Below are 24,313 nucleotides of genomic sequence, written 5' to 3'. Positions count from 1 at the left end.
CGATCGGCTGCCAATCAATCACCCGGTCCAACTTCAATAGTGGGAAGCGGCCGATGTGTTTGGCAATCATGGCTTGTGCGGTTTGCCGGAAGAAGGTGCTCATGAGAAATCCCCTAAATGTCTTGGTGGGAATTTAGGGGATTTTGGGAAATTTTGCAAAGGTCTTAGGCTACCTGAAAAGTTTGGGAGATTTTCAGGTAGCCTTTGGTATTGGGCGCAACAGATGCAGGTACAGATTAGGCGGTGCGCCGTAATCGCACGAATGCCGATTCAACCCAAGCAGACATCAGTATTTGGGAAGCGGGTGTTTGATGGAGCAAAGGTTGTACGAAGGGTGGAAGGCAACCTGTGGGTGTTTGGTATGGTTGCGCTTGAGAAAACGTGTTTTAAGGGGCAAATGCCGTCTGAAAATCGGTTTCAGACGGCATTTTCGATTTATTCAAAGCAAACAGAAAAAGGCAGTAATATTTTGCAGTCTTCCTATTCACACAAGCGTTTTAGAACGTTGCGGCTACACGGAAGCCGTACTCGTTAAACTTCTCGCTGTCTGTTTTGGTTTTGGTAGTATTCGAGACAAATTCGGCAGACTTGCGGATTGCGCGGTGGCGGTAGTATGGGTCAAACTCTACGTCGAGACTGCCGGTCAGTTGTTTGCCCACATTCAGACCGGTGCTGACGAACCGGTCTTTGGAGTTTAGGTTGGCATCTTGGGAGGCAGTTGCTATTTTGTTTTTGTTGCGGAGATAGACAGCCACCCCGCTCATGGCTTCAGAAACCAGCCTTCGCCAAGGTTTTGACGGATTTTACCATCTGCTTGCTGGGGGAGGCGTTCGCTTTTTGGACAGGCGTAGCCGCAGCACTTTTCTCCCAGATAACGTTTAACTTGGACGCGCTCCAAACCGCCACGGAAACGTGTGGATTCGCCGACCGGTTGGGTGTAGGTATAACCGGCATACACGGCAGCTGTTTTGCCTATTGCGCCGTTAGCGATGTGTGCATTCCCTCTTTTGTCGTCTGCATCGTTTTGCTTTGGGCGTACTCTGTCTCAAAACGCATACTGTGGCGTTCGTTGAACGGAAGCCGATGGACGGTGTGCGTTGTTTTTCTTTCAAATTACCGGTAGTGGCTTTGCCTTTAACATAAGCGGCAAAGACTTTGTATTCGCTTTTGCCGTTAGACTCGGGAATATCGGCTACCGTAACGGCGGACACGGCTGCAAGTAAGAGTGCAAGCAGGGTTTTTTTCATGTTTTATAATGAGGATAAATAAATGGAGAAAGTGCGGGAAATACCCGCATTCCAATTAAATATTTTTTCAAGCAATTAGTTCTTTTTGTTTTCAACATTTTCCTTGCGTATGAAATTTTGCCGGATGTGCAGGCGGAATCGGCAGCGGGGTGTCCTGTACCGGATTGTCGTGGAAACGGGAAAACAGATGTTCCGTGCGGTTTTGCCCGAATGAATGGCTGGTATTGTTTTTATCAATCTGTTTCTTTTTCTTTGAAATAAAATTCCTAAAATATTAAAAATATGAAATTTAAAATCTATGAAAAAAGATATATCAGTTATTTTGAAATAAAATAGCTTTGTAGTAATATGTTGCACTTGTTTGTGCAAGGTAAACGATGTAACCTAAGCCGCGTATAAAAACCCATCAGGAAAGATGCAAGATGACACACCATTACCCCACTGACGATATTAAGATTAAAGAAGTTAAAGAACTGCTGCCGCCGATTGCCCATCTTTACGAGCTGCCGATTTCCAAAGAGGCTTCGGGTCTGGTTCACCGCACCCGTCAGGAAATTTCCGATTTGGTTCACGGCAGGGACAAGCGGCTGTTGGTCATTATCGGACCGTGTTCGATTCACGATCCAAAAGCGGCGTTGGAATATGCGGAGCGTTTGTTGAAACTCCGCAAGCAGTATGAAAACGAGCTTTTGATTGTGATGCGAGTTTATTTCGAGAAGCCGAGAACGACGGTGGGTTGGAAAGGTTTGATTAACGACCCGCACTTGGACGGAACATTCGATATTAATTTCGGTTTGCGTCAGGCGCGCAGCCTGTTGTTATCCCTGAACAATATGGGTATGCCTGCCTCTACCGAATTTTTGGATATGATTACGCCGCAATATTATGCGGACTTGATTTCTTGGGGGGCAATCGGTGCACGGACGACTGAAAGCCAGGTCCACCGTGAATTAGCAAGCGGTCTGTCCTGTCCCGTCGGCTTTAAAAACGGTACGGACGGTAATTTGAAGATTGCAATCGATGCAATTGGTGCGGCGAGCCATTCCCATCATTTCTTGTCTGTAACTAAAGCTGGGCATTCCGCCATTGTCCATACCAGTGGCAATCCAGATTGTCATGTTATTTTACGGGGCGGTAAAGAGCCGAATTATGATGCGGAACACGTCAGTGCTGCGGTTGAGCAGTTAAAGGCAGCCGGTGTAAACGATAAGCTGATGATTGATTGCAGCCATGCTAACAGCCGCAAGGATTATACCAAGCAGATGGACGTGGCACGGGATATTGCCGCCCAATTGGAACAGGACGGGAGCAATATTATGGGTGTAATGGTAGAAAGCCATTTAATAGAAGGCAGACAGGATAAGCCGGAAGTTTACGGTAAAAGCATTACCGATGCGTGTATCGGTTGGGATGCGACTGAAGAACTGTTGGCATTGTTGGCGGGTGCCAACAAAATACGTATTGCTCGGGCAAGTTGAGATTTTTGATACGGAATATCATAAAATGCCGTCTGCAGCTTTCAGACGGCATTTTTATGGAGACGACATGACTAAAATAACCTTAATTGCAGCGTGTGCGGAGAATCTGTGCATTGGGGCGGGAAACGCCATGCCTTGGCATATTCCGGAAGATTTTGCATTTTTCAAAGCCTATACCTTGGGGAAGCCGGTGATAATGGGACGGAAAACATGGGAGTCTTTACCGGTCAAACCCCTGCCTGAAAGAAGAAACATTGTTATTAGCAGGCAGGCGGATTATTGCGCGGCAGGTGCGGAAACGGCGGCAAGTTTGGAGGCTGCATTGGCATTGTGTGCCGGTGTGGAGGAAATCGTCATTATGGGCGGCGCGCAGATATACGCACAAGCGATGCCGTTGGCGACCGATTTGCGGATAACCGAAGTGGATTTGTCTGTGGAAGGAAATGCATTTTTCCCCGAAATAGACCGGACGTATTGGAAAGAAGCAGAGCGGACGGAACGCCGTGTCAGCAGCAAAGGCGTTGCATATACATTCGTGCATTACCTCAAGGGATAACCGCAAGGCAGATGCCGTCTGAAGCCGTTTCAGACGGCATTTTTCCAGCTTGAGAACGGGTGTTTGCTTAAGTACGCATTGGTAAACATGCCGTCTGAAGTGATTTCCCGTCCCAGCCAGTCCGGCCGGTCAAAATCGGCATTCTCGTCGGGCAACTCAATTTCCGCAACGACTAAAGGCGCATTATCGCCAAGAAAAACATCGATTTCAAACAGGCTGCCGCCCCATCTGACCGGATAGCGCCATTTTTCCATTTTAAACGGGCACATCGATTCCATCATCTTTTCCGCATCTGCAAGCGGGATTTCGTATTCAAACTCACTGCGGCTGAGTTCCGAAATATAGCCTTTCAGTGTCAGCCACGCCCGTTGTCCGACAATACGGACACGGACGGTACGTTCTTTCTCGACAGAAAGATAAGCCTGTTTCAAGAGCAGCGGCTCATCGGCGTATTGATGCCATTTGTCGTTTTCAATCAAAAAGCGGCGTTCGATTTCTACCGTCATAAGGCACTCCGTCAAAACGGTTTGAACACAACCAGGTAAAGCGCACCTATCATCAGCAGTACAGGGATTTCGTTAAATACGCGATACCAGCGGTGTGAGAAAGTATTGCTGTAATTCTGAAAACGACGCAGCAGCACGCCGCAATACAGTTGATAGGCCAAGAGCATCAAGCCCAAACACAGTTTGACATGTACCCAACCGCTGCCCCACCAACCGGCGGCAAACGGTATCGCCGAGCCGAACACGACCGCACCGAAACCTAAAGGGGACATAAAACGGTACAACCGCACCGCCATGCCCGACAGACGCACATACTCGGGATTGCCGCGCGGCGCATCAATCATCGCCATATTGACGAAAATCCTCGGCAGGTAAAACAGCCCTGCAAACCACGAAATGACAAAAAACAAGTGAAACAGCTTGAACCAAGAAAACATCATCGCCCACACCCTGCCGAAAAGCGGTATTGTACAGGCAAACCGCTTGGGAAACGTGATAAAATCAGGCGGATAAACAAATCGAATAAATCCTTACCGCAAAACGGAGGCAAAATGCTCAAATCCATCGAACTCAATTCCCACGTCCGCAACCGCCTTGCAGCATATCTGAAAGGAAGGGGTATGGATTTTCAGACGGCGATGCGGGAGGAAAAAGGCAACAAAGAAATCGCCGCCATCGTCCACAGCGGTCTGCCCACTCTGGTACGCAAACTGTATTCCGAACAAAAAATGCAGAAGTTTTTTTGGGACAAGCGGGATTTGATTGCCGACTACATCAGCCGCCGGATGCAGGGATAGGCGGCTGAAATCTGTTTTCAGGCAAGTGAAAAGACAATATGGCAGATTGAAATTACGCTTATCGTCCTTCCCGCCCGCGCGGGAATCCGACTTGTCTGGTTTCGGTTATTTTTCGTTTCGTAACTTTTGAGCCGTCATTCCCGCGCAGGCGGGAATCTGAACACGTCCGTAGGGAAACCTATATCCCGTCATTCCCACGAAAGTGGGAATCCAGGATGCAAGGGAAACCGTTTTATCTGATAAGTTTCCGCCCCGAAAGGTCTAGATTCCCGCTTTCGCGGGAATGACGGCGGAGGGTTTTTAGTTTTCCCGATAAATGCACATCATCCAAAATCCCGTTATTCCCACAAAACAGAAAATCAAAAACAACAATCTGAAATTCCGTCATTCCCGCACAGGCGGTAATCTGAACACGTCCGTAGGGAAACCTATATCCCGTCATTCCCACGAAAGTGGGAATCTAGGATGCAGGGGAAACCGTTTTATCCGATAAGTTTCCGCCCCGAAAGGTCTAGATTCCCGCTTTCGCGGGAATGACGGCGGCGGGGTTTTTTGTTTTTCCTGATTTTTCATTGCGATGTAGTGTGATGTAGCATATAATCATTATAATTTCAACACTTGACAAAGGAAAATTTCTCATGACACTGAAAGCAAGCAAGCAAGCAAGCAAGCAAGCAAGCAAGCAAGCAAGCAAGCAAGCAAGCAAGCAAGCAGTCGGGTTAATCTATTAACATTATCTGTTTTATCGCTGTTTTGCACGCCATATGCTTGGGGTTCGGATGCGTACGATCCCGTCAAAGAAGCCGAGATTAAAAACAAATTTATTTTAGAAGCGGCGGAAGACAGAAATTCCCACGTTTGGCGCGGCCCGTGCAGCATATCTTTTGATTGCTTCGGTGCTTTCAGTTATCAGCCCGGTTCAAATACTCGTTCTACCGAAATCGGCAACGATACCGATTTTTCATTTTCAGACAAGCCGGTAAACGGTGTTTCCCATTATTTTTCCAGCGGTAAAACCGATCAAAATTCATCCGAATATGGGTATGACGAAATCAATATTACGGGTAAAAACTACAATAGCGGCATCCTCGCCGTCGATAATATGCCCGTTGTTAAGAAATATGTTACAGATACTTACGGGGATAATTTAAAGGATGCGGTTAAGAAGCAATTAAAGGCTTTGTACGACACGAAACCCGAAGATTGGGAAAAAAATAAAAAAATAGTTGAGGAAGTATATAGAAAACAGCTTGGAGGAACATTTGATATACTTAAACAGAAAAGACCCAATATAATTAATCAATTGATAGAAGACGCCGTACTTACTCCTTATACACCACAGACTAATCTCGACAACATCTTCAATAAAACACTGCACGTCAAAATCGAAAACAAATCCCACGTCGCCGGACAGGTGTTGGAACTGACCAAGATGACGCTGAAAGATTCCCTTTGGGAACCGCGCCGCCATTCCGACATCCATACGCTGGAAACTTCCGATAATGCCCGCATCCGCCTGAACACGAAAGATGAAAAACTGACCGTCCATAAAGCGTATCAGGGCGGCGCGGATTTCCTGTTCGGCTACAACGTGCGGGAGTCGGACGAACCCGCCCTGACCTTTGAAGACGAGGTCAGCGGAAAATCCGGCGTGGTTTTGGAACGCCGGCCGGAAAATTTGAAAACGCTCGACGGGCGCAAACTGATTGCGGCGGAAAAGGCAGACCCTAATTCGTTTGCGTTTAAACAAAATTACCGGCAGGGACTGTACGAATTATTGCTCAAGCAATGCGAAGGCGGATTTTGCTTGGGTGTGCAGCGTTTGGCTATCCCTGAGGCGGAAGCAGTTTTATATGCCCAACAGGCTTATGCGGCAAATACTTTGTTTGGGCTGCGTGCCGCCGACAGGGGCGACGACGTGTATGCCGCCGATCCGTCCCGTCAAAAATTGTGGCTGCGCTTCATCGGCGGCCGGTCGCATCAAAATATACGGGGCGGCGCGGCTGCGGACGGGCGGCGCAAAGGCGTGCAAATCGGCGGCGAGGTGTTTGTACAGCAAAATGAAGGCAGTCGGCTGGCAATCGGCGTGATGGGCGGCAGGGTCGGCCAGCACGCATCAGTCAACGGCAAAGGCGGTGCGGCAGGCAGTTATTTGCATGGTTATGGCGGGGGTGTTTATGCTGCGTGGCATCAGTTGCGCGATAAACAAACGGGTGCGTATTTGGACGGCTGGTTGCAATACCAACGTTTCAAACACCGCATCAATGATGAAAACCGTGCGGAACGCTACAAAACCAAAGGTTGGACGGCTTCTGTCGAAGGCGGCTACAACGCGCTTGTGGCGGAAGGCGTTGTCGGAAAAGGCAATAATGTGCGGTTTTATCTGCAACCGCAGGCGCAGTTTACCTACTTGGGCGTAAACGGCGGCTTTACCGACAGCGAGGGGACGGCGGTCGGACTGCTCGGCAGCGGTCAGTGGCAAAGCCGCGCCGGCATTCGGGCAAAAACCCGTTTTGCTTTGCGTAATGGTGTCAATCTTCAGCCTTTCGCCGCTTTTAATGTTTTGCACAGGTCAAAATCTTTCGGCGTGGAAATGGACGGCGAAAAACAGACGCTGGCAGGCAGGACGGCGCTCGAAGGGCGGTTTGGCATTGAAGCCGGTTGGAAAGGCTATATGTCCGCACGCATCGGATACGGCAAAAGGACGGACGGCGACAAAGAAGCCGCATTGTTGGTCAAATGGCTGTTTTGATGCGTAGGGAAATGTTTTGACGCACAGGCGGCACACCGGCACGGCCCCGCAAACCGATCCGAACCCTGCCGCCCCGAAGGGCGGGGCATAATGATGAAACCGGCGGAAAACCGCCGGTTTTTTGCTGCCGTCTGAAACCCGATTCTGGCTTCAGACGGCATTGTCGCGGCATCGGGCGGCAGGGTTTGGAACAGCGGCATAAAAAACTGATACAATCCGCTGGTTGATAATGGTTATTTTTTATTTTTATTTTTGTGGGAAGACATTTATGCCTGCACGAAACAGATGGATGCTGCTGCTGCCTTTATTGGCAAGCGCGGCATATGCCGAAGAAACACCGCGCGAACCGGATTTGAGAAGCCGTCCCGAGTTCAGGCTTCATGAAGCGGAGGCCAAACCGATCGACAGGGAGAAGGTACCGGGGCAGGTGCGGGAAAAAGGAAAAGTTTTGCAGATTGACGGCGAAACCCTGCTGAAAAATCCCGAATTGCTGTCCCGCGCGATGTATTCCGCAGTAGTTTCAAACAATATTGCCGGTATCCGCGTTATTTTGCCGATTTACCTACAACAGGCGCAGCAGGATAAGATGCTGGCACTTTATGCACAAGGGATTTTGGCGCAGGCAGACGGTAGGGTGAAAGAAGCGATTTCCCATTACCGGGAATTGATTGCCGCCCAACCCGACGCGCCCGCCGTCCGTATGCGTTTGGCGGCGGCATTGTTTGAAGACAGGCAGAACGAGGCGGCGGCAGACCAGTTCGACCGCCTGAAGGCGGAAAACCTGCCGTCGCAGCTTATGGAACAGGTCGAGCTGTACCGCAAGGCATTGCGCGAACGCGATGCGTGGAAGGTAAACGGCGGTTTCAGCGTTACCCGCGAACACAATATCAACCAAGCCCCGAAACAGCAGCAGTACGGCAACTGGACTTTCCCGAAACAGGTGGACGGCACGGCGGTCAATTACCGGCTCGGCGCGGAGAAAAAATGGTCGCTGAAAAACGGCTGGTACACGACGGCGGGCGGCGACGTGTCCGGCAGGGTTTATCCGGGGAATAAGAAATTCAACGATATGACGGCAGGTGTTTCCGGCGGCATCGGTTTTGCCGACCGGCGTAAAGATGTCGGGCTGGCAGTGTTCCACGAACGCCGCACCTACGGCAACGACGCTTATTCTTACGCCAACGGCGCACGCCTTTATTTCAACCGTTGGCAAACCCCGAAATGGCAAACGCTGTCTTCGGCGGAGTGGGGGCGTTTGAAGAATACGCGCCGGGCGCGTTCCGACAATACCCATTTGCAAATTTCCAATTCGCTGGTGTTTTACCGGAATGCGCGCCAATATTGGACGGGCGGTTTGGATTTTTACCGCGAGCGCAACCCCGCCGACCGTGGCGACAATTTCAACCGTTACGGCCTGCGCTTTGCCTGGGGGGCAGGAATGGGGCGGCAGCGGCCTGTCTTCGCTGTTGCGCCTCGGCGCGGCGAAACGGCATTATGAAAAACCCGGCTTTTTCAGCGGTTTTAAAGGGGAAAGGCGCAGGGATAAAGAATTGGACACATCCTTGAGCCTTTGGCACCGGGCATTGCATTTCAAAGGCATCACGCCGCGCCTGACGCTGTCGCACCGCGAAACGTGGAGTAACGATGTGTTTAACGAATATGAGAAAAATCGGGTGTTTGTCGAGTTTAACAAAACGTTCTGATGTTTGGCGTGTTCTATAGTGGATTAACAAAAATCAGGACAAGGCGAGGCAACGCCGTACTGGTTTAAAGTTAATCCACTATATTTCAATCTGCTGTCAATTGAACCGGTACGCTGCAAGACTGAAAAATGCCGTCTGAAACGCTTCAGACGGCATTTTTTCGGCGTGAGGGTTTAGGCTTCGACAACTTTGCCGCGCAGGGAGAAGGTGTAGGCCTCGGTGATTTCCAAATCGATCATTTGGTTAATCATGTCGGGTGTGCCGGTAAAGTTGACCACGCGGTTGTTGGCGGTACGGGCTTGCAGTTGGTCAGGGTCTTTTTTGGAGATACCTTCGACCAAGCAGCGTTGAACCGTGCCGACCATGGTTTGATTGATGCGCGCGGTTTCGGCTTCGATGACTTCGTTCAAAGCTTCGAGGCGGCGCACTTTTTCTTCATGCGGCGTATCATCGTGCAGGTTGGCGGCAGGCGTGCCAGGGCGCGGACTGTAAATAAAGACGAAGCTCAAGTCGAAGGCAATGTCTTTCACCAGTTTCAAGGTTTGCTCGAACTCGCGCTCGGTCTCGCCCGGGAAGCCGACGATAAAGTCGGAGCTGAGGCACAAATCAGGACGGATGGCACGCAGTTTGCGGATGATGGATTTGTATTCCAAAGCGGTGTAGCCGCGTTTCATCGCGCTCAATACGCGGTCGGAACCGCTTTGAATCGGCAGGTGCAGGTGGGAAACCAGCTTCGGCAGGTCGCGGTAGCACTCGATAATCGCGTCGGTAAATTCGCGCGGATGGCTGGTGGTAAAGCGCAGGCGTTCGATGCCGGGGATTTCGTGGACGATGCGCAACAAAGTGGCAAAGTCGCAGATTTCGCCGTCGTCCATTTCGCCGCGATAGGCATTGACGTTTTGGCCTAAGAGGTTGATTTCTTTAACGCCTTGTTGTGCTAAGCCGGCAATCTCGGTCAATACGTCGTTGAGCGGTCGGGAGAATTCTTCGCCGCGTGTGTAAGGGACGACGCAGTAAGAGCAGTATTTGGAACAGCCTTCCATAATGGAAATGAATGCCGAACCGCCTTCTACGCGCGCAGGCGGCAGGTGGTCGAATTTCTCGATTTCGGGGAAGGAAATATCGATTTGCGAGAGACCAGTGGTTTCTTTATCGACGATGAGTTTGGGCAGGCGGTGCAGCGTTTGCGGGCCGAAAACCACGTCCACATACGGCGCGCGTTTGACAATGTTTTCGCCTTCTTGCGAGGCGACGCAGCCCGCAACGCCGATGATGAGGTCGGGATTTTTTTCTTTGAGCGGGCGCACGCGGCCCAAATCGGAGAAAACTTTTTCTTGCGCTTTTTCACGCACGGAACAGGTGTTGAACAAGATGATGTCGGCGTCGTCGGGCTGGGTAACCTGCTCGATGCCGCCGTGTTCTTCGGCAAGGACGGCGAGCATTTTGTCGCTGTCGTATTCGTTCATCTGGCAGCCGAAGGTGCGGATAAATACTTTTTTCATGGTTTGTGTCTTTCTCAGGCAGCCGTAATCGCGGGGCTGATGGTTGTTGGAATGAAAAAATTTCAGACGGCACGACGATGCCGTCTGAAAATCGGTGCGGATTATAGCACGATGTGGGTTTTGGAGGCAGGATATTGTTTTAAAATATGAATTTAATCGGTCGGGACGGCTGTATAATGTTTGGCTTTAATGGGAGATGTGTATGAAACCGGCTGTATGGGCGGCATTGCTGCTGTGTGCGTGTACCAGCAATTTTGGCGACAGGGAACATCAGTTCCTGCGTGATCAGACGGAAGAAAAAATCGCGCAGTTTGCGGTTAGGGGCAAAACGACCCGGGCGGAAGTGGAAGCGCGTTTCGGGAAGCGCAACCCTTTCGGTTGTTATGCCTATCATGAAGTCAGCCTGCCGATTTACAATTTTCTGCCGACCAATTTCATCTATATGAAATCGGAGCGGCGGCATTGGGAGTGGTGTGTGGATTACGACGGGGAGGGAGTCGTCCGAGACTACCGCTTTACACATAAAGTGGAAAAAGACGAGCGTTCCGTCATCCGGGATGCGGTTGGCGTAATCCGCAAAGAAGCGGGCAAATCCTTGTCGCAACCTGAAAAATGATAAAATGGGGCTTTCTGCTTCCAAGCCCGAAACCTGCCGTTCAGACGGCATTTGAGGATAAATATGAACCGTAACGAAATTTTATTCGACCGCGCCAAGGCGGTCATTCCCGGCGGCGTGAATTCGCCCGTGCGTGCATTCGGCAGTGTCGGCGGTGTGCCGCGCTTTATCAAAAAAGCCGAAGGCGCGTATGTTTGGGACGAAAACGGCACGCGCTACACCGATTATGTCGGCTCGTGGGGGCCTGCGATTGTCGGACACGCGCATCCCGAAGTCGTCGAAGCCGTGCGCGAAGCCGCGTTGGGCGGTTTGTCGTTCGGCGCGCCTACCGAAGGCGAAATCGCCATTGCCGAAGAAATCGCCAAAATCATGCCGTCCGTCGAACGGCTGCGCCTTGTCAGCTCCGGTACGGAAGCAACGATGACCGCCATCCGTCTGGCACGCGGTTTTACCGGCCGCGACAAAATCATCAAGTTTGAAGGCTGCTACCACGGCCATTCCGACAGCCTGTTGGTGAAAGCCGGCAGCGGCCTGCTGACGTTTGGCAACCCGTCTTCCGCCGGTGTGCCTGCCGACTTTACCAAACATACTTTGGTACTCGAATACAACAATATCGCCCAACTGGAAGAAGCCTTTGCCCAAAGCGGCGACGAAATCGCCTGCGTGATTGTCGAACCCTTCGTCGGCAATATGAACCTCGTCCGCCCGACCGAAGCCTTTGTCAAAGCCTTGCGCGGATTGACCGAAAAACACGGCGCGGTGTTGATTTACGATGAAGTGATGACCGGCTTCCGCGTCGCGCTCGGCGGCGCGCAATCTTTGCACGGCATCACGCCCGACCTGACCACGATGGGCAAAGTCATCGGCGGCGGTATGCCGCTTGCCGCGTTCGGCGGGCGCAAAGACATTATGGAATGTATTTCCCCGCTGGGCGGCGTGTATCAGGCAGGTACATTGTCCGGCAACCCGGTTGCCGTCGCCGCCGGTTTGAAAACGCTCGAAATCATCCAGCGCGAAGGGTTTTATGAAAACCTGACCGCCTTGACCCGCCGCCTCGCTGATGGGCTTGCCGCCGCCGCCAAAGTGCACGGTATCGAGTTCACCGCCGACAGCGTGGGCGGTATGTTCGGTCTGTATTTCGCCGGACACGCGCCGCGAAACTATGCCGACATGGCGCGCTCCAATATCGACGCTTTCAAACGCTTCTTCCACGGCATGCTCGACCGCAGCATTGCCTTCGGCCCGTCCGCTTATGAAGCAGGTTTCGTTTCTGCCGCGCATACGTCCGAGTTGATTGACGAAACGGTTGCGGTTGCGGTTGAAGTGTTCAAGGCGATGGCTGCATGATGTTTTGACGGACAGGGTTTCTCTGTTCGATTTGTTTGGCAGATTGAAGTATAGTGGATTAACAAAAACCAGTACGGCGTTGCCTCGCCTTAGCTCAAAGAGAACGATTCTCTAAGGTGCTGAAGCACCGAGTGAATCGGTTCCGTACTATTTGTACTGTTTGCGGCTTCGTCGCCTTGTCCTGATTTTTGTTAATCCACTATAAGAATGCACACCGCCGTCATTCCCGCGCAGGCGGGAATCCAGACCTTTCAGTTTCTGTAATGATTGAAAATAACGGTAAGCCCGACCTTCCGGATTCCCGCCTGCGCGGGAATGACGGGCGTGTATATTTTTGATTTCAATCTGCTGTAAAAATGCCGTCTGAAATGCAAACTGCGTTTCAGACGGCATTTTTTGTTTCTTATTCCGTATCGGGTTTGGTGGCGGAAATCAGGAAGTGTTCGCGGTAGTGGCGCATTTCTTCGATGCTTTCCAAAATGTCGTCCAATGCCTTGTGCGAACCGCGTTTGACGACGCTTTTGGCAACGGGCGGATTCCAGCGTTTGGCAAGCTCTTTGAGCGTGGAAACGTCAAGGTTGCGGTAGTGGAAGTAGTTTTCCAGTTTCGGCATATATTTGACCATGAAGCGCCGGTCTTGGTGGATGGAGTTGCCGCACATCGGCGTGGCGCGTTCGGGTACCCATTCCGACATAAAGTCCAGCAGTTTCTGTTCGACTTCGGCTTCGGTATGCGACGATTCGCGTACGCGCTGCGTCAGCCCCGTCCTACCGTGTGTGGCGGTGTTCCACTCGTCCATATTGTCGAGCAGCTCGTCACTTTGGTGGACGGCGTAAACTTCGGATTGCGCCAATACATTCAAATCCGAGTCGGTAATAATCATCGCGACTTCGATAATGCGGTCGGTTTCGGGATTCAGCCCCGTCATTTCCATATCGAGCCAGCAGAGGTTGTTTTTATCCTGCATGATATTTCCTTTGCTTGTCAGCGTTTTGTCCCGCTCAATCGCGCCCATCCTTCTTCGGTTTCCGCAGGATCGAGATCGAACCATTGGCTGTAAATGCCGCTGAGTTCTTCGATTTGTTCGTCCAACAAACCGGATAACACGATGCGGCCGCCTTGTTTGGTGCGGGCGGCAAGCATTTCGCCGAGCATACGTAAAGGGTTGGCGAGGATGTTGGCGACGACGACATCGAATTGTCCGGATGGCAATTGTTCGGGCAAATAAAATTGTGCATCGACGTTGTTTTGCGCGGCGTTGTCCCTGCCGGCGCGGACGGCCTGTCCGTCAATATCCACGCCGACGGCGGAACCTGCACCGAGTTTGAGGGCGGCAATGGTCAGGATGCCCGAACCGCAGCCGTAGTCGAGGACACTTTCGCCGTTTTTGAGTTGCGTATCCAGCCATTTGAGGCAGAGGCGCGTGGTCGGGTGGCTGCCGGTGCCGAAGGCGAGTCCGGGATCGAGGCGGAGGTTGAAGGCGCAGCCTTCGGGTGCTTCGTGCCAGGAGGGGGTAATCCACAGGCGGTCGGAAATTCGGATGGGGTCGAATTGCGATTGCGTGAGGCGCACCCAGTCTTGGTCTTCGATGGTTTCGCCGGTGTATGCCAAGTCTTTTAACCCGCATTCCTGTGCGGCGGCATCGATGATGACGGCGGCTTCGTCGTGTTCGTCGAACAGGGCGATGACTTTGCTTTGCTGCCAGATTTGTTCGGTCGGCATACCGGGTTCGCCAAAGATGGCTTGTTCGTTTTCGGTGCCGGCGTAGGCATCTTCGATGGCGGCGGAGAGTGCGCCGTGTTCCATCAGCGCGTCGGCGAGGCGTTCGGCGACGGCATCGTTGACGGTGACGGTGATTTGTTGGTAAGGCATAGCGGGCTTTCTTAACAGACCTTTGGAATAGGGTCGTACTGTATAAGGGGATGGGTGTGTAACGGAAATGCCGTCTGAAAACGGACAAACTGTTTCAGACGGCATATCGGGGACGGCTTATTTGTCCTGTTTGGCTTTGCGATCTTCCAGCCAGTGTTCCAAATAGTGGATGCTGACGCCGCCTTTTTGGAAACCTGCATCGGCGAACAGGTCGCGGTGCAGCGGCGTATTAGTTTTGATGCCGGTAACGGCAAGCTCGGCGAGGGCGACGCGCATTTTCGCCATTGCCTGTTCACGCGTTTTGCCGTGTACGCAGACTTTGCCGATCAGGCTGTCGTAATACGGCGGGATGCGGTAGCCTTGGTAGATGTGGCTGTCCACGCGGATGCCGAAGCCGCCGGGCAGGTGGCAGCTTTCAATCGAGCCCGGGCTGGGGATGAAGTTGTACGGGTCTTCGGCATTGATGCGGCACTCGAAGGCGTGTCCTTCGATTTTGATGTCTTTTTGCTTGTATTGCAGCGGCAGGCCGGATGCGATGCGGAGTTGCTCCTGCACGATGTCCACGCCGGTGATGAGTTCGGTAACCGGATGCTCGACCTGAACGCGCGTGTTCATCTCGATAAAGAAAAATTCGCCGTCTTCGTATAAAAACTCAAACGTGCCCGCGCCCCGGTAGCCGATGCGTTTGCACGCGTCGGCACAGGCTTTGCCGATTTTTTTGCGTGCCTCTTCATCGATGAACGGGGCGGGTGCCTCCTCGATGACCTTCTGGTGGCGGCGTTGCAGAGAACAGTCGCGCTCGGCAAGGTAGACGGCGTTGCCGTGTTCGTCGGCAATCACTTGGATTTCGACGTGGCGCGGACGTTGCAGGTAGCGTTCCATATAAACCATCGGGTTGCCGAATGCCGCGCCTGCTTCGGCCTTGGTCATTTCGACAGATTGGAGCAGGTCTTCTTTTTTCTCGACCACGCGCATACCGCGTCCGCCGCCGCCGCCCGATGCTTTGATAATCACGGGATAACCGACTTTGTCGGCGATTTTGAGGATTTCGGCATCATCGTCGGGCAGCGCGCCGTCAGAGCCGGGGACGCAGGGTACGCCCGCCGCTATCATCGCGTGTTTGGCGGAGACTTTGTCGCCCATCAGGCGGATGGTGTCTGCTTTAGGACCGATGAAGATAAAGCCCGATTGTTCGACCTGTTCGGCGAAATTGGCGTTTTCGGCAAGGAAGCCGTAGCCGGGGTGGATGGCATCTGCATCGGTAACTTCGGCGGCGGCGATAATGGCGGGGATATTCAGATAGCTTTGTGCCGAGGAGGCGGGACCGATACACACGGATTCGTCGGCGAGTTTGACGTGCAGACTGTCTTTGTCGGCTTCGGAGTGGACGGCGACGGTGGCAATGCCCATTTCACGGCAGGCCCGCAGCACACGCAATGCGATTTCGCCGCGGTTGGCGATTAAAACTTTTTTCAACATGATGACTTTTCCTGCGGTTCCGGCAACCCGTCCGTAAAAAAGGGTGCGGGAACGCTGAAGGGGGAAAGCATTTCAGACGGCATAGGAAGTTTATGCCGTCTGAAAACAGGATTATCCGATAATGAAGAGCGGTTCGCCGAATTCGACGGGCGTACCGTTTTCGACCAGAATTTCTTTGACCGTGCCGGATTTTTCGGCTTCGATTTCGTTCATCAGCTTCATCGCTTCGATGATGCACAGCGTGTCGCCGGCTTTAACCTGTTGACCGACTTCGACAAATGCGGCGGCATTCGGGCCGGGTGCGCGGTAGAACGTGCCGACCATAGGCGATTTTTGCGCGTCGGACAAATCGCGGGCGGCCGGTGCGGCGGCGGGCGCGGATGCCGCAACGGGTGCGGCGGCAGGTACGGGCGCGGCGTAAACGGGAGCTGCCGCAGCTGCAATGGTACGGGTAATGCGGACTTTTTCCTCGCCTTCGGTTACTTCGATTTCGGCGATGCCCGATTCTTCAACCAAATCAATCAGTTTTTTTAATTTGCGCAAATCCATTTCTGTTCCTTTAAAGGCTGCCGGTGTTCCGGCGGGTTGTTGCGTTGGTTTTTCAGAAAACAGCCGGCTTGCGGCAACGGCGCAAACCGGGCGGAATGGTGTTCGGATACGGTTTTCCTGTGGTGGAAAACGACCGTGAGAATGTGTCCATTTTCCCGAAGTTGTCGGTAAATGTCCAGTAAAATATCAAAAAACGGCGGTTTTTGGGGGAAATGTGCAGGAAGTTTGATTTTGCGCACAAGATGCCCCGGGGTTAAGAGTGTTTATTCTAATCTGTTGGTTTTTTGGGCAAAGATGCCGTCTGAAAAAGGGCTAAAGTGCGTATAATGGCGGCTTGCCCGAACGAGAGTGTAAAAATGGATATTTCAGATTTTGACTTTACCCTACCCGAACACCTGATTGCCCAGCATCCGCCCGAGGTGCGCGGCAGCAGCCGCCTTTTGGTCGCGCTGCCCGATATGCCGCTGCAAGACCGGGTGTTCGGCGATTTGCCGGATTATGTCGAGGCGGGCGACGTTTTGGTGTTCAACAACACCAAAGTCATGAAGGCGCGGCTGTTTGGGCAGAAAGACAGCGGCGGCAGAATCGAGGCTTTGATCGAGCGTGTTTTAGACAGTCATACCGCACTGGCGCATATCCGTTCGTCCAAGTCCCCCAAGCCCGGTATGGGGCTGGTGTTTGAAGGCGGCATCCGCACCGTGATGGTCGGGCGTGAGGGCGAACTGTTCTGCCTGCGTTTTGAAGGCGGTCAAACCGTTTACGAACTTTTGGAACAGAACGGACACCTGCCCCTGCCGCCTTATATCGAACGTGCCGCCGATGCGGACGACGACAGCCGTTACCAAACCGTTTATGCCAAATATCAGGGCGCGGTCGCTGCGCCGACAGCGGGCCTGCATTTTACGGAAGAACTTTTGCGCCGTCTGAAAGATAAAGGCGTAGAAACCGCAGAAGTAACCCTGCACGTCGGTGCGGGAACATTCCAACCCGTGCGCGTCGATAAAATCGAAGAACACAAAATGCACAGCGAATGGTTTGAAGTGCCGTCTGAAACCGCCGCCGCCGTTGAGGCGGCAAAAGCCCGGGGGAACAAGGTTTGGGCGGTCGGCACGACTTCTATGCGCGCCCTCGAGTCTGCCGCGCGCGAGACGGGCCGTCTGAAAGCGGGGCAGGGCGACACCGATATTTTCATCACGCCGGGCTACCGTTTTAATGTTGCCGACAGGCTGGTTACCAATTTCCATCTGCCGAAATCGACGCTGCTGATGTTGGTCAGCGCGTTTTCGGGTATGGGTCATATCCGCGCCGTATATCGTCATGCGGTCGAACGCGAATACCGTTTCTTCAGCTACGGCGATGCGATGGTTTTGGGGCGGAACGAAGGGGTGGTACGTTAGAACAGCCTCAAGTCTATTGGGGGAAGACAAGTGCCGTCTGAACGGATGTTCGGACGGCATTCTTTTGTTGATTTGAATGAAAGGAACTGTATGACATAGATTCAGGTGCGAGAGGCGAGAAACTCAGTCATTGTTGATGACGCGCAATACATTAAAATTCATTCCGTTTTGGTCGTATAAGCATATTACATACGCCATTTTTTGTATTCAAGGCTGACTGAAAACAGTGAGCAAGAATATCTAACCCAACGAAAAGCTGAAAAAGCAACAAAAAATAATCTGCACCTTAGTCGGTTGGTTAATCCAACTTTAGGGGTGCAGATCATTCAATCTTTCAGACGGCCTTTGTTTATAAGACAAATTTTTAGCCGAACAATTTTTCCAAGTGTGCCTGATAGTCTGCCAAGTATTTTTCCACTTGCGGGTTTTTAATCACATCGTTACACAAGAATGTCGGCAGGCGGCTCAAGCCGATGAACTCGTTGGCTTTGTGGAAGTGCATATACAAAACATCAACGCCTTTGCCTTCAAAGAAATCGCCTTCGCGGGTAAACGCCTCAATCGGCGCATTCCAAGTCAGTGAAAGCATATGTTTTTTGCCTTGCAACAAGCCGCCTGTGCCGTAGCCCTCAGTCGGATTGACGCGGTGTCTGCCGTCGCTTTGGTAGAGTTTGCCGTGTCCGCCGGTAAAGACTTCGTCCATATATTTTTTCACTGTCCAAGGTTCGTGCATCCACCAGCCCGGCATCTGCCAAATCACGGCATCCATCCAAACGAATTTTTCGATTTCTGCCTCAACATCATAGCCGGCATCAATCACGGTTTCTTGAACATTGTGTCCGAGCGCGGTCAAAACTTCTTTCGCTTTTTTGTGAAGCGTGTGGTTTAACCCGCCGTGAGAATGTCCGAACGCCTTGCCGCCGTCTAATAATAAAATATTCATTTGTTACCTCGTTTGTGAATTGATGAATGTATTGTACTGTTTTACTTTATGATTTAAAAGTACAAAAATAAGAAAACACTTTTGCGTCAAATGGAATAATCAGATGTTTCAACACACAGGATGACACATAAAGCACCGCCCTGTGTGCCGTCCTGATTCGGAAGGGGTTACGCCCCTCCCGAATAAAGTCTGATCCTGTCGCCCTAAAGGGTGGGGTTTCAACCGAAAAGGAAACACGATGAAAACCAATTCAGAAGAACTGACCGTATTTGTTCAAGTGGTGGAAAGCGGCAGCTTCAGCCGTGCGGCGGAGCAGTTGGAGATGGCAAATTCTGCCGTAAGCCGCATCGTCAAACGGCTGGAGGAAAAGTTGGGCGTGAACCTGCTCAACCGCACCACGCGGCAACTCAGTCTGACGGAAGAGGGCGCGCAATATTTCCGCCGCGCGCAGAGAATCCTGCAAGAAATGGCAGCGGCGGAAACCGAAATGCTGGCAGTGCACGAAGTGCCGCAAGGCGTGTTGCGCGTGGATTCCGCGATGCCGATGGTGCTGCATCTGCTGGCGCCGCTGGCAGCAAAATTCAACGAACGCTATCCGCATATCCGACTTTCGCTCGTTTCTTCCGAAGGCTATATCAATCTGATTGAACGCAAAGTCGATATTGCCTTACGGGCCGGAGAATTGGACGATTCCGGGCTGCGTGCACTCCATCTGTTTGACAGCCGCTTCCGCGTAGTCGCCAGTCCTGAATACCTGGCAAAACACGGCACGCCGCAATCTGTAGAAGAGCTTGCCGGCCACCAATGTTTAGGCTTCACCGAACCCGGTTCTCTAAATACATGGGCGGTTTTGGATGAGCAGGGAAATCCCTATAAAATTTCCCCGCACTTTACCGCCAGCAGCGGTGAAATCTTACGCTCGTTGTGCCTTTCAGGTTGCGGTATTGCTTGCTTATCAGATTTTTTGGTTGACAACGACATCGCTGAAGGAAAGTTAATTCCCCTGCTCGCCGAACAAACCTCCAATAAAACGCACCCCTTCAATGCTGTTTATTACAGCGATAAAGCCGTCAACCTCCGCTTACGCGTATTTTTGGATTTTTTGGCGGAGGAACTGGGAAACAATCTCTGTGGATAATTCTATAAAAATCCGTCATAAAACTGTTTTTGCTCACTTAATAACTTTGAGAAAAAATAAATAAGATGATGTATAGCCGGCGGCAATGGCAGTCTGTATGGGGAGCGTGATAGGGCTGTTCCTTATGTACGGCTTGTATGTGGCAACATCGGCTTTCCAAATGACAAAATGCCGTCTGAAACCGCAAAACGGCTTCAGACGGCATTGTTCAACCTGATTCAGGCATCAGTTGCGGTTTTTCAAACGCCCGTGCAACTCTTGAACGCTGTACACGCCCAAGTGCTCGCGGCTTTTCGCACCTTCGCTCATCGCTTCGCCGCCGGCAGTGGTGGTGTATTGCGGCACACGTTGCTGCAATGCGCTTTGGCGGATGATGTGGCTGTCGGACACGGATTGCGGATCGCTGGAAACGGTATTCACGACCAGTGCGATTTCACCGTTTTTCAGTGCGTCGCCGATGTGCGGGCGGCCTTCGGGGACTTTATTGATGGTTTGTACAATCAGTCCCTGTTCGGTCAGGTATTGCGCCGTGCCGCGTGTGGCGCAGATGCCGTAGCCTAAAACCTGGAAGTTTTTAGCGGTTTTGATAACGCGTTCTTTGTCTTCTTCGCGCACGGAGAGGAAGATTTTGCCGGTCGGGTTGAGGCGTTCGCCCGCGCCGAGTTGGGCTTTGTAGTAGGCTTCGCCGAAGCTTGCGCCCACGCCCATCACTTCGCCGGTGGAGCGCATTTCCGGACCCAAAATCGTATCCACGCCCGGGAATTTGATGAAGGGGAACACGGCTTCTTTGACGGCATAGAAATCGGGGACGACTTCTTTTTCCACGCCCTGCACTTTCAGGGCAATTCCCACCATCGCCCGCGCGCCGACTTTGGCGAGCGGCACGCCGGTGGCTTTGGAGACAAAAGGCACGGTACGGCTGGCGCGCGGGTTCACTTCCAACACGAACACCACGCCGTCTTGTACGGCAAACTGCACGTTCATCAGTCCGACTACGCCCAGCGCGTACGCCATGGCTTTGGTTTGGCGGCGGATTTCGTCTTGGATTTCTTCGCTGAGCGAGTAGGGCGGCAGCGAGCAGCCGGAGTCGCCGGAGTGGATGCCCGCCTGTTCGACGTGCTGCATGATGCCGCCGATAACCACGTCTTTGCCGTCTGAAACGCAGTCCACATCGACTTCAATCGCGTTGTTGAGGAAGAAGTCGAGCAGCACGGGGCTGTCTTCGGAAACCTGCACGGCTTCGCGCATATATTTTTGCAAGGCTTCGGAGGAGTGGACAATCTGCATCGCGCGTCCACCCAAAACATAAGACGGGCGCACGACCAGCGGATAACCGATTTCTTCGGCTTTGACGAGTGCTTCTTCTTCGTTGTGGGCGATGCGGTTGGGCGGTTGGCGCAGGCCTAAGTCGTTCAACACTTTTTGGAAGCGTTCGCGGTCTTCGGCGGCATCGATGCTGTCGGCGGACGTGCCGATGATGTTCACGCCGTTTTCAACCAATGCGTTGGCGAGTTTGAGTGGGGTTTGTCCGCCGTAATGCACAATCACGCCCCACGGGTTTTCGGTGCGGACGATTTCCAACACGTCTTCCAGCGTCAGCGGCTCGAAATACAGGCGGTCGCTGGTGTCGAAGTCGGTGGACACGGTTTCGGGGTTGCAGTTGACCATGATGGTTTCAAAGCCCGATTCGCGCAGGGCAAGTGCGGCGTGAACGCAGCAGTAGTCAAACTCGATGCCCTGACCGATGCGGTTCGGGCCGCCGCCGAGAATCATCACTTTTTTGCGGTCGGAAGGACGCGCTTCGCATTCCTCTTCGTAAGTGGAATAGAGGTAGGCGGTTCCGGTGGCGAACTCGGCGGCGCAGGTATCGACGCGTTTGTAAACCGGATGCAGGTTCAGCGCGTAGCGGTGTTCGCGAACTTCTTTTTCGCTTACGTTCAACAATTGTGCCAAACGTTTGTCGGAGAAGCCTTTGCGTTTCAGACGGCGTAGGGCGGCATAATCCAAATCACTCAAAATGCCGTCTGAAACCGTTTTTTCTTCCTTCATCAAGTCTTCGATTTGCGCCAGGAACCAAGGGTCGATGGCGCAGATTTCGTGGATTTCTTCCAGCGTGAAGCCTGCGCGGAACGCGTCTGCCACAAACAGCATACGTTCGGGGCCTGGGTTCGCCAGTTCGCGGCGGATTTCCGCTTTGTCGGAGCTTCTCGGATTGAAGCCGCACAAGCCTGTTTCCAAACCGCGCAAGGCTTTTTGGAAACTTTCCTGAATGGTGCGACCCATTGCCATCACTTCGCCCACCGATTTCATCTGCGTGGTCAGGCGGTCGTCTGCGGCAGGGAATTTTTCAAACGCAAAACGCGGGATTTTGGTTACCACATAGTCGATAGACGGCTCGAACGACGCGGGGGTTTTGCCGCCGGTGATGTCGTTGCGCAACTCGTCCAGCGTAAAGCCGACCGCCAGCTTCGCCGCCACCTTCGCAATCGGGAAGCCCGTTGCTTTGGAAGCCAGCGCGGACGAACGGCTCACGCGCGGGTTCATCTCAATCACAATCATCTCGCCGTTTTCAGGGTTTACCGCAAACTGCACGTTCGAGCCGCCCGTGTCCACGCCGATTTCGCGCAATACCGCCAGCGAAGCATTACGCATGATTTGGTATTCTTTGTCGGTCAATGTTTGCGCCGGCGCAACCGTAATCGAGTCGCCCGTATGCACGCCCATCGGGTCGAAGTTTTCAATCGAACAAATGATGATACAGTTGTCGTTCTTGTCGCGCACCACTTCCATCTCGTACTCTTTCCAGCCGAGGACGGACTGCTCAATCAGCAGCTCATGCGTGGGCGACGCATCGAAACCGCGTTCGCAAATCGCCAAAAACTCATCTTTATTGTAGGCAATGCCGCCGCCCGAACCGCCCATCGTGAAAGACGGACGAATCAGGGTAGGGAAGCCGACCTGTTCTTGCGCCGCCAAGGCTTCGTTCATCGTGTGGCAGACAAAAGATTTCGGGCAAGACAAACCGATTTTTTCCATCGCTTCTTTAAAGCGGCCGCGGTCTTCCGCCTTGTCAATCGCGTCTTCCGTCGCGCCGATCAATTCGACATTGTATTTCGCCAGCACGCCGTTGCGCGCCAAGTCCAGCGCACAGTTCAGCGCGGTTTGGCCGCCCATGGTAGGCAGGATCGCGTCAGGACGCTCTTTGGCGATAATCTTCTCCACCGTCTGCCACATAATCGGCTCGATGTAGGTAACATCCGCCATTTCAGGGTCAGTCATAATCGTGGCGGGGTTGGAATTCACCAGAATGACTTTATAGCCTTCTTCACGCAAAGCCTTACAGGCCTGTGCGCCCGAATAGTCAAATTCGCAGGCCTGACCGATAACGATAGGGCCGGCGCCGATGATAAGGATGGATTTTAGGTCGGTACGTTTGGGCATGGGTGGGTCTTTCTTTCATGAAGTTTTGGGAATCAAAATTTTTTTTTGATTAAAATTCTGAAATATGGATTTTTTCCATTTATAGATAAATCTTTTCCGTCACTACCTTTCCTAAACTGAATAATTTCAAATTGTTCAGGATTAAACTTGTGTAAGAACGTAATGGGAACTCCCATAATCCCATTATAATCAATAGGTATATCTTTTGTCTTATTTACATTAATTGCATCGTAATTATCATACCTAGGATAATTTCCTTCATTTCCATAGTATTTCTTAGTCAGCGGTATATTCTCATGTCGTTTTGAATTATCTAGATTTGTTAACCATAGGCAATTATTTGGAGAAATAATTCTTTCTCCATTTTCATTAATTTTAGTCTCTGTTCCATAAAGTTCATAATGCTTTGGTACAATAAAACCTGAAATTCCTCTACCTAGGTTTATACCTAACCAAGCTTGATTATTCTGTATTAATTTGAATATTTCTTTATATGTAATACAATTGATATTTCCAATCACAAGAAATTTTTTCTCATACTTTATTATTTGGTCAATATATTCTCTAAATAGTGAAAATGGTGGATTTGTTACGACAATATCAGCTTTTTTCAACAGTTCAATATTCTCAATATTTCTAAAATCACCATCTCCCTTGAAAAACATAATATCATCAGTTTTTATTTCACTGCCTTCATTTCCTGTATATTCATACCAGAAACCTTGTTCGTTGTTTCCTATATACTCTTTCTTGTAGGATGAGCAAATTAATTTCTTAATCCCTAATTTCTTGAAATTCAATGAGAAATATCTAAAGAAGTTACTAAATCTTATGTCATCGCAATTACAAAGTACAATTTTGTCTTTAAAATGATGCTTATAATGGATCAGTTCGTTTTCTATATCTATCAACTGTGTATAAAATTCATCGTTTCTATTTATTTTTGCATTTTTTAAAAATGTACGATCTACGTTTCGAGTCATAGTAATT

At 51.5% G+C, this 24,313-nt stretch carries 22 protein-coding genes and 2 pseudogenes; 9 read left to right on the top strand and 15 right to left on the bottom strand.

The window, feature by feature from the left end; genetic code table 11:
* The 4 genes and pseudogenes from Q3O06_RS01035 to Q3O06_RS01020 form a co-directional block, all read right to left on the bottom strand.
* Positions 1-103 (bottom strand): annotated as a pseudogene (locus Q3O06_RS01035) (IS5/IS1182 family transposase); the annotation flags it as partial.
* A gap of 394 nt (positions 104-497) precedes the next feature.
* Complete coding sequence (locus Q3O06_RS01030) at positions 498-764, bottom strand: hypothetical protein (RefSeq protein WP_301817115.1); 267 nt, start codon at positions 762-764, stop codon at positions 498-500.
* Positions 761-958 carry a hypothetical protein gene (locus Q3O06_RS01025; protein WP_301817114.1) on the bottom strand — a complete coding sequence of 66 codons (198 nt, stop codon included), beginning with the start codon at positions 956-958 and terminating at the stop codon, positions 761-763. The genes Q3O06_RS01030 and Q3O06_RS01025 overlap by 4 nt, the downstream gene beginning before the upstream one ends.
* Before the next feature lie 25 nt (positions 959-983).
* A complete protein-coding gene (locus Q3O06_RS01020) occupies positions 984-1,247 on the bottom strand; it encodes a hypothetical protein (RefSeq protein WP_301817113.1) in 264 nt (87 codons plus the stop codon).
* Between the two features lie 422 nt (positions 1,248-1,669).
* On the opposite strand from Q3O06_RS01020, the gene aroG reads away from it, so the two are divergent.
* Both aroG and Q3O06_RS01010 read left to right on the top strand, forming a co-directional pair.
* On the top strand, positions 1,670-2,725 hold the full coding sequence (aroG, locus tag Q3O06_RS01015; RefSeq protein ID WP_107863837.1) for a 3-deoxy-7-phosphoheptulonate synthase AroG: 1,056 nt from the start codon (positions 1,670-1,672) through the stop codon (positions 2,723-2,725).
* Between the two features lie 67 nt (positions 2,726-2,792).
* Complete coding sequence (locus tag Q3O06_RS01010) at positions 2,793-3,281, top strand: dihydrofolate reductase (RefSeq protein ID WP_301817140.1); 489 nt, start codon at positions 2,793-2,795, stop codon at positions 3,279-3,281.
* A 29-nt stretch (positions 3,282-3,310) separates the two neighbouring features.
* Here the strand turns inward: Q3O06_RS01010 and Q3O06_RS01005 are convergent, their stop codons facing one another.
* Positions 3,311-3,787 carry a CYTH domain-containing protein gene (locus tag Q3O06_RS01005; protein WP_301817112.1) on the bottom strand — a complete coding sequence of 159 codons (477 nt, stop codon included), beginning with the start codon at positions 3,785-3,787 and terminating at the stop codon, positions 3,311-3,313.
* 11 nt (positions 3,788-3,798) lie between these two features.
* On the bottom strand, positions 3,799-4,227 hold the full coding sequence (locus Q3O06_RS01000; protein ID WP_002216376.1) for a CopD family protein: 429 nt from the start codon (positions 4,225-4,227) through the stop codon (positions 3,799-3,801).
* 111 nt (positions 4,228-4,338) lie between these two features.
* Between Q3O06_RS01000 and Q3O06_RS00995 the strand changes: the two genes are divergently transcribed.
* The 3 genes and pseudogenes from Q3O06_RS00995 to Q3O06_RS00985 all read left to right on the top strand — a co-directional run bounded on the left by Q3O06_RS00995 (position 4,339) and on the right by Q3O06_RS00985 (position 9,039).
* Positions 4,339-4,584: a hypothetical protein gene (locus Q3O06_RS00995; RefSeq protein WP_107819723.1), complete on the top strand. Its 246-nt coding sequence runs from the start codon at positions 4,339-4,341 to the stop codon at positions 4,582-4,584.
* A 631-nt stretch (positions 4,585-5,215) separates the two neighbouring features.
* The gene (locus Q3O06_RS00990) at positions 5,216-7,336 is read left to right on the top strand and encodes an autotransporter outer membrane beta-barrel domain-containing protein (RefSeq protein ID WP_301817137.1); all 2,121 of its coding nucleotides are present in this window, start codon (positions 5,216-5,218) and stop codon (positions 7,334-7,336) included.
* Between the two features lie 235 nt (positions 7,337-7,571).
* A pseudogene (locus Q3O06_RS00985) lies at positions 7,572-9,039 on the top strand (surface lipoprotein assembly modifier).
* Positions 9,040-9,212: 173 nt separating this feature from the next.
* Here the strand turns inward: Q3O06_RS00985 and miaB are convergent.
* Positions 9,213-10,541 carry a tRNA (N6-isopentenyl adenosine(37)-C2)-methylthiotransferase MiaB gene (miaB, locus tag Q3O06_RS00980; protein ID WP_301817111.1) on the bottom strand — a complete coding sequence of 443 codons (1,329 nt, stop codon included), beginning with the start codon at positions 10,539-10,541 and terminating at the stop codon, positions 9,213-9,215.
* Between the two features lie 202 nt (positions 10,542-10,743).
* Between miaB and Q3O06_RS00975 the strand changes: the two genes are divergently transcribed.
* Together Q3O06_RS00975 and hemL are read left to right on the top strand one after the other, a co-directional pair.
* Positions 10,744-11,157 carry a glucosamine-fructose-6-phosphate aminotransferase gene (locus tag Q3O06_RS00975; RefSeq protein WP_301817110.1) on the top strand — a complete coding sequence of 138 codons (414 nt, stop codon included), beginning with the start codon at positions 10,744-10,746 and terminating at the stop codon, positions 11,155-11,157.
* A 63-nt stretch (positions 11,158-11,220) separates the two neighbouring features.
* Entirely contained in the window at positions 11,221-12,504 is a 1,284-nt protein-coding gene (hemL, locus tag Q3O06_RS00970) for a glutamate-1-semialdehyde 2,1-aminomutase (RefSeq protein WP_301817108.1), read from the top strand.
* Positions 12,505-12,907: 403 nt separating this feature from the next.
* Here the strand turns inward: hemL and orn are convergent, their stop codons facing one another.
* The 5 genes from orn to Q3O06_RS00945 form a co-directional block, all read right to left on the bottom strand.
* Positions 12,908-13,471, bottom strand: coding sequence for an oligoribonuclease (gene orn, locus Q3O06_RS00965; RefSeq protein WP_107860287.1), 564 nt, complete (start codon positions 13,469-13,471; stop codon positions 12,908-12,910).
* A 17-nt stretch (positions 13,472-13,488) separates the two neighbouring features.
* Complete coding sequence (gene prmA, locus Q3O06_RS00960) at positions 13,489-14,376, bottom strand: 50S ribosomal protein L11 methyltransferase (RefSeq protein WP_301817136.1); 888 nt, start codon at positions 14,374-14,376, stop codon at positions 13,489-13,491.
* 117 nt (positions 14,377-14,493) lie between these two features.
* The gene (gene accC / locus Q3O06_RS00955; protein ID WP_301817106.1) at positions 14,494-15,855 is read right to left on the bottom strand and encodes an acetyl-CoA carboxylase biotin carboxylase subunit; all 1,362 of its coding nucleotides are present in this window, start codon (positions 15,853-15,855) and stop codon (positions 14,494-14,496) included.
* A 111-nt stretch (positions 15,856-15,966) separates the two neighbouring features.
* A complete protein-coding gene (accB, locus tag Q3O06_RS00950) occupies positions 15,967-16,404 on the bottom strand; it encodes an acetyl-CoA carboxylase biotin carboxyl carrier protein (RefSeq protein ID WP_301817105.1) in 438 nt (145 codons plus the stop codon).
* A complete protein-coding gene (locus Q3O06_RS00945) occupies positions 16,386-16,643 on the bottom strand; it encodes an acetyl-CoA carboxylase (protein ID WP_301817104.1) in 258 nt (85 codons plus the stop codon). The genes accB and Q3O06_RS00945 overlap by 19 nt, the downstream gene beginning before the upstream one ends.
* Before the next feature lie 117 nt (positions 16,644-16,760).
* Between Q3O06_RS00945 and queA the strand changes: the two genes are divergently transcribed.
* A complete protein-coding gene (queA, locus tag Q3O06_RS00940; RefSeq protein WP_301817103.1) occupies positions 16,761-17,801 on the top strand; it encodes a tRNA preQ1(34) S-adenosylmethionine ribosyltransferase-isomerase QueA in 1,041 nt (346 codons plus the stop codon).
* Between the two features lie 364 nt (positions 17,802-18,165).
* Here the strand turns inward: queA and Q3O06_RS00935 are convergent, their stop codons facing one another.
* Positions 18,166-18,744: an NAD(P)H-dependent oxidoreductase gene (locus tag Q3O06_RS00935; RefSeq protein ID WP_301817101.1), complete on the bottom strand. Its 579-nt coding sequence runs from the start codon at positions 18,742-18,744 to the stop codon at positions 18,166-18,168.
* A 238-nt stretch (positions 18,745-18,982) separates the two neighbouring features.
* Here Q3O06_RS00935 and crgA point away from each other — a divergent pair, with 238 nt between their 5' ends.
* Positions 18,983-19,882 (top strand): LysR family transcriptional regulator CrgA, encoded by a 900-nt coding sequence (gene crgA, locus Q3O06_RS00930; RefSeq protein WP_301817100.1) that lies wholly within the window; start codon positions 18,983-18,985, stop codon positions 19,880-19,882.
* A 225-nt stretch (positions 19,883-20,107) separates the two neighbouring features.
* Here the strand turns inward: crgA and carB are convergent, their stop codons facing one another.
* Both carB and Q3O06_RS00920 read right to left on the bottom strand, forming a co-directional pair.
* On the bottom strand, positions 20,108-23,323 hold the full coding sequence (gene carB / locus Q3O06_RS00925) for a carbamoyl-phosphate synthase large subunit (RefSeq protein ID WP_301817099.1): 3,216 nt from the start codon (positions 23,321-23,323) through the stop codon (positions 20,108-20,110).
* 32 nt (positions 23,324-23,355) lie between these two features.
* Positions 23,356-24,306 carry an adenine-specific methyltransferase EcoRI family protein gene (locus tag Q3O06_RS00920; RefSeq protein WP_107810556.1) on the bottom strand — a complete coding sequence of 317 codons (951 nt, stop codon included), beginning with the start codon at positions 24,304-24,306 and terminating at the stop codon, positions 23,356-23,358.
* Positions 24,307-24,313: the final 7 nt, after the last annotated feature.

This window comes from Neisseria maigaei (assembly GCF_958267405.1).
GTDB lineage: Bacteria > Pseudomonadota > Gammaproteobacteria > Burkholderiales > Neisseriaceae > Neisseria > Neisseria bergeri.
This window is presented reverse-complemented; position numbering and strand designations above follow the sequence as displayed.